At 60.8% G+C, this 5,403-nt stretch carries 7 protein-coding genes; 6 read left to right on the top strand and 1 reads right to left on the bottom strand.

Going from position 1 to position 5,403, the window contains the following annotated elements; all coding sequences use genetic code 11:
* Positions 1–109 precede the first annotated feature (109 nt).
* From AB0305_RS22535 to AB0305_RS22510, 6 genes are all read left to right on the top strand, one after another.
* Positions 110–355, top strand: a complete 246-nt coding sequence (locus AB0305_RS22535) for a hypothetical protein (protein ID WP_366174108.1) — start codon at positions 110–112, stop codon at positions 353–355.
* Positions 356–456: 101 nt separating this feature from the next.
* Entirely contained in the window at positions 457–1,140 is a 684-nt protein-coding gene (locus tag AB0305_RS22530) for a c-type cytochrome (RefSeq protein ID WP_366174106.1), read from the top strand.
* Between the two features lie 35 nt (positions 1,141–1,175).
* Positions 1,176–2,672 (top strand): FAD-dependent oxidoreductase, encoded by a 1,497-nt coding sequence (locus AB0305_RS22525; RefSeq protein ID WP_366174104.1) that lies wholly within the window; start codon positions 1,176–1,178, stop codon positions 2,670–2,672.
* Positions 2,669–3,352: a c-type cytochrome gene (locus tag AB0305_RS22520; RefSeq protein WP_366174102.1), complete on the top strand. Its 684-nt coding sequence runs from the start codon at positions 2,669–2,671 to the stop codon at positions 3,350–3,352. The genes AB0305_RS22525 and AB0305_RS22520 overlap by 4 nt, the downstream gene beginning before the upstream one ends.
* A gap of 66 nt (positions 3,353–3,418) precedes the next feature.
* A complete protein-coding gene (locus AB0305_RS22515; protein WP_366174100.1) occupies positions 3,419–4,108 on the top strand; it encodes a hypothetical protein in 690 nt (229 codons plus the stop codon).
* A 65-nt stretch (positions 4,109–4,173) separates the two neighbouring features.
* Positions 4,174–4,884 carry a TetR/AcrR family transcriptional regulator gene (locus tag AB0305_RS22510; protein WP_366174098.1) on the top strand — a complete coding sequence of 237 codons (711 nt, stop codon included), beginning with the start codon at positions 4,174–4,176 and terminating at the stop codon, positions 4,882–4,884.
* 108 nt (positions 4,885–4,992) lie between these two features.
* Here the strand turns inward: AB0305_RS22510 and AB0305_RS22505 are convergent.
* Positions 4,993–5,403, bottom strand: a 411-nt coding sequence (locus AB0305_RS22505) for an efflux RND transporter permease subunit (RefSeq protein ID WP_366174096.1), incomplete at its 5' end; no start/stop codon positions are given.

Raw genomic sequence — 5,403 nt, 5'->3', positions numbered from 1 at the left:
AAGGAATACTTACCTAACGCCCAGGAACTCTTCCAGCAGCACCACTTCCAGACCGGCGGCCAGCTGGGCGGAACGGAATGCTGCGAAATAGGAGGATGTCTCGTTCGGCGTGATCTCGGCCTTCGTGAACAACGGCGTGCTGCCGTCGGACCCCAAGGCTGCCGAAGCCGAGCTCTCGCGCATCTATGCCCAGGCGTTTGGCGACGAGGCGCTGCATCCCATCGCGTACCACGAGCACGACTGGGGCAAGGCTGACAACTGGTCACTGAGCTGCACATCTCCGATACCTCCAGGCTTTCTCACCAAGTACGGCGATGTGTTGCATCCATCAATCGGCCGGCTGATCTGGGCATGAACCGAAACCGCAGAAATCTGGATTACCACCATGGACGGCGCAATACGGTCCGGCCACAAGGCGGCATTGCAGGCGCTTCAGGCCGTGGCAGAGGTGAAAGCATGACGAACACGAAAACGAAATCACTCGGACCCGGCAAGCGGATTCTGGTGCTTGGGGGCGCTCTGCTGTTGGTCGCTGCGGTGGTTGGCGGTGTCATGTATGGGCCGGAGCTCTATGGCCTGCTGCAGCTTGGCAAGCAGCTCGACCAGATATCGCAGGAGGACACGCGTGTCGGCGGCCCGTGGCCGCGCGCCAGCGATGCGTGCGTGTCTTGCCATGGTCAAGGGGGCAATGCACGTGCACAGACCTATCCGCGCCTGGCGGGTCAGCCGGAGGCTTACCTGAAGAAGCAACTCACCGCCTTCGCCAGCGGCGAGCGCAGCAATCCGACCATGGAATCGCTGGCAGCAAGCATGTCGGAGCACGAGCTTGAAGGCCTGGCGGCGCATTTCTCGAAGATGACGCCGCTGCCGAACACGACGTTCCAGGCGGACCCGGCCCGCGTGGCGCGCGGTGAAGCGCTGGTCAAGGCCAACAACTGCGCCGCTTGTCACGGGCAGAAGCTGGAGGGCAAGGACCTGTATCCGCGATTGGCGGGGCAGGGTTACGCATACCTGCGCGATCAGCTCACCCACTTCAAGAGCGGCGCACGCCGCGATGCCACCGGCTCGATGCAGGCAGTTGTCGGAACGCTGTCGCAGCAGGATATGGACGACCTGGCGCAATACATCGCAAGCCGATAGGTCACGCAGATTTTTCAAGCTAGGCGGAAAACAAGATGGACGATATTGCAAAGAAAGGCGATGAGGTGCCCGAGGCGGCCGCGCTCACGCGTCGCGGCTTTCTCGGCATGGCCGCATCGGTGACGGCAGCCGCGACGGCGGCAGTGCTGCCGAAGGTGGCGGCCGCTGCAGTTGTCGCGAGTGGAGAGAGCGACGTGCTCGAGGTGGCCATCATCGGGGCCGGGCTGGCAGGCCTGACCGCTGCTCGTGACCTGAAGCGGGCAGGGTGCGAGTCCTTTGTGGTGCTCGAAGCGCGCGATCGTGTCGGTGGACGCACGCTCAACCACGACCTCGGGAAAGGCTATTTCTCAGAATCGGGCGGCCAATGGATCGGGCCGGGGCAGACCGCGATTGCTGATCTGATCCGCGAGCTTGGGGTCGGTACCTTTCCGACCTATTGGGAAGGAAAGTCCACGATGCTGGCCGGCGGTGCTCGGGCCGCCGTCGATACCGAGGGCGGGTTCGGCACGGACCCGAAGATCGCCCACGAGCTCGAAGAACTGGCCAAGAGCGTGCCCTGCGGTGCACCGTGGAAGTCGCCGCGCGCCGCAGAGTTCGATGCAATGTCGGTCGGAGATTGGCTGGCGAAAAAGAACATTGCACCAGCAGACCAGATCGGTTGGTCGACCGGCCTGGAGATCACCGGCGGCACCGCACCGGCGAGACTGTCGCTCCTGCACTGGCTGTCGATGGTCAACTCGGCCGAATGCAATTACGAACGGCTGGAAGCGGTCAAGGACGGCGCGCAGGGCACCCGTATCTCGGGCGGCTCGCAGATTCTGTCGATCAAGATGGCGGAAGCGTTGGGTAACAAGGTCCGACTGTCGAGCCCCGTGCTGCGCATCGAGAACTGGCAGAACGGTCCGGTCACCATTCACACCCCGAATGGCGTGATCCGTGCGCGCAACGTGATCGTTGCGCTCTCGCCGCCGCTATGCAACCAGATCACCTTCGATCCGCCGATGCCGGAAAAACGCCGCGAAATGCAGCGCCGATGGCCGGCCTTTACGCCCGGACGCAAGACAACGCACGTCTACAAGAAAGCGTTCTGGCGCGACAAGGGCTTGAACGGCTGGATCTTTCAACCGAAGGGGCCGGTGCTATGGGCGTACGACAACTCGCCGGAGGATGTTTCGTTCGGCGTGATCAATGCGTTCGTGCACATCAGCATGCTTCCTGCCGACTCGAAAGAGACCGAGGCCCAGCTTTCGCGCATCTATGCCGAAGCGTTTGGCGACGAGGCGCTGCATCCCATCGCATTCCACCAGCGTGACTGGCTCAAGGCAGACAAATGGACGCTGACCTGCGTGTCGCCGATGCCGCCGGGTTTTCTCACGACGTACGGTGAAGCCCTGCATCCGTCGGTTGGCAAGCTGATCTGGTCGGGCACGGAAACGGCGGAAATCTGGGCAGGTTACATGGATGGCGCAGTGCGTTCCGGCCATAAGGCGGCATTGCAGGCGCTGCAGGCGGTGGCTGGGGGGAAGGCATGATGAGTAGCACAACGAAACCACGCAGCCGCGGTAAGCGGATCCTGATTCTGTCGTGCTGGCTGTTGCTGGCTGTCGCCGTGGTCGCCGGCATCGTCTATGGGCCGGAAGTCTATGGCCTGCTGCGCGTGAGCAATGAGATCGACAAGGTTGCGGACGACAATGCGCGCGTGAACGGCCCATGGCCACGCGCCAACGATGCCTGCGTCTACTGCCACGGCTTTGAAGGCAACGCGGTCACCCAGGCCTATCCGCGCCTGGCGGGTCAGAAAGCGGCCTATCTCAGGCAGCAGCTCAAGGCATTCGCCAGTGGCGAGCGCAGCGACCCAACCATGACGCCATTTGCGCTCAGCCTGACAGAGCAGGAATTCGAGTCGGTGGTGACGCATTTCTCGCAGATGACGCCGTTGCCGAACACGAGCTTCCATGCCGACGCCGCCCGGGTGGCGCGTGGCGAAGCGTTGGTCAAAGCCAAGAACTGCGCCGCCTGCCACGGGCAGCAACTGGAGGGCAAGGACGTGTATCCGCGATTGGCCGGACAAGGCTACGACTACCTGGTCGACCAGCTCACGAACTTCAAGACCGGTAAGCGCCACGATCCCACCGGCGCGATGGCAGCGATGGCCGGCCCATTGTCGCAGCAGGACATCGAGGACCTCGCGCAATTCATCGCCAGCCGATAAGAAAGGACTGATATTCGTGGATAAACGCAATGGTCAAGACATTCATCGACACCACCGGAATTCATCATGGAACCAAAATACTATCTTTATTGTCTCGCTGATTTCACATTGATCACGACGTCATTGATCTATGGGATCAAGCTTCTCAAGAAGCGTAACTTTCTGCTCGGATTCGAGTGGCTGGTGGTGACGTTCTCGGCGACGAACTTATTGACCAACGCATTAACCGGCGAACAGGTCTTCCTAAACATCTCGCTTTTTTGCGATGCGTTTTCCAGAACCGTCGGCGTGCCGGTGATCGCGGTCGCCGGCATGATGGCCGTTACGCATCGATACAAGCCATCGACTGCTGCGGATGTCATGTATGTGGTGGGCGGATTGGCGGCAACCGTCGTCGTATGGGCAGCAGATTTCATGGTGGGGCCAAAGCCCTACTTCTATCTGGTGATGTGGTCTTTGTTCTCGGCGTACGTCGCTTACGTTATCAAGAAATTGCTGAGCGTCGGCGAGAAACTTGTCGCTGTCGGCATGATTCTGGCGCTGATATCCGCACAGACGATTGCCAGCATCTATGACTTCTACCATATTCCGGGTGACGATGATCACGCAGTTTTCTATACGATTGCGATGCTTGTCTGGGCTTATCAGTCCGTGGTGTTTTATTACGCCTATTGCGCTTTGGAGCGCACGCAGGCACAGGAATGGAGCCTGAATCGGGGTTATGCCCTTGGCGGCCTGGGACGGACTTCGCGGTGATCACGCCGTTCTTGTAGACGTTCCTTCTAGAGGCTCCCAGAACGAGTCGGCCATACACTTTTGGAGTGGATGCCGTGAAGCGTCAAAGCCGCGGGCCGTCTGCTAAACGCTGGGTCCGACGCAAGGAAACCCGGCCGCAAGAGCTGGTTTCCGCAGCGCTGGACCTGTTCGTTGTGCGCGGCTATGCGGCCACGCGGCTGGAAGATGTTGCCGCGGCCGCAGGGGTATCCAAGGGCACGGTCTACCTGTATTTCGCCGGCAAGGAGGATCTGTTTAAGGCAGTGATCCAGGAAAACCTCCTGCCTGTGTTGGCCGAAGGCGAAGTCTTCATTGATACCTTCGAAGGGACCAGCGAGGCGCTGCTGCACGAGATTCTGATGCGCTGGTGGGAGCGCATTGGTGAATCCGCTGCCTCGGGGCTGACCAAGCTTCTGATCGCCGAATCAGGCAACTTCCCCGATCTTGTGCAGTACTACAGCGTGGAAGTCATAGAGCGCTACGATCGGCTGTTTGCACGCATCCTGGCGCGCGGTGTGGCCCGGGGTGATTTTCGTGAAACCGACGTGCACAAGACCACGCTGGCTCTGGTCGCGCCGATGCTGTTTCTGAAGATGTGGAAGCACTCCTTCGGCATCTGTGCAGCTAAGGCGCTAGAGCCGAAGGTGTTCATCACGCATGTGGTATCGCTGCTGTTGCATGGGCTGCTACGCAATCCCTCTTCAGGTGCAGCACTTCCGGCGCCTCCACCACTGACTGCCCAGCCCACGACCATCTAACCGCGAAGTTTCGATACGCCAAAAGCCAACTGGGTGGTCTGAAAGGCCGCCCAGTTGGTTTTAAGAGATCGACGCAGTGCAGGTCCTGCATATCAGGACCGCATTGCATCAGGAGTGGGCGATCGATCCGGAGGCCGCACCGCTGCGACGTTGTTCAAGCCAGCGCGCTAGCCGCCCGCCGAACAGCAGTTCGTAGAGCACAGGCACCAGACCCAGCGTGATCAACGTGCCAAGCAGCAGCCCGCCGATGATGGTGAGTGCCATGCCCGCCCATAGGCTGCCGCCAAACAGCAGCAGGGGGATCAGCCCCGCCACGCACGTCAGCTTGGTCATCACGATGGGGCGCAGCCGCGCCACGGCAGCCGAAACCACGGCTTCGCGCCTGGGCTTGCCGGCAGCCAGTTCGGCCTCGATCCGCTCGAGCATCGAACTGCCGGAAGTAGATGAAGTGGTGGTGCACCCCGCCAAGGTCATCAAGTCGAAAGTCGCTTCCATCGACGACATGACCCACGACATCAA

The sequence above is a fragment of the Arthrobacter sp. NPDC080086 genome (assembly GCF_040702285.1).
This window is presented reverse-complemented; position numbering and strand designations above follow the sequence as displayed.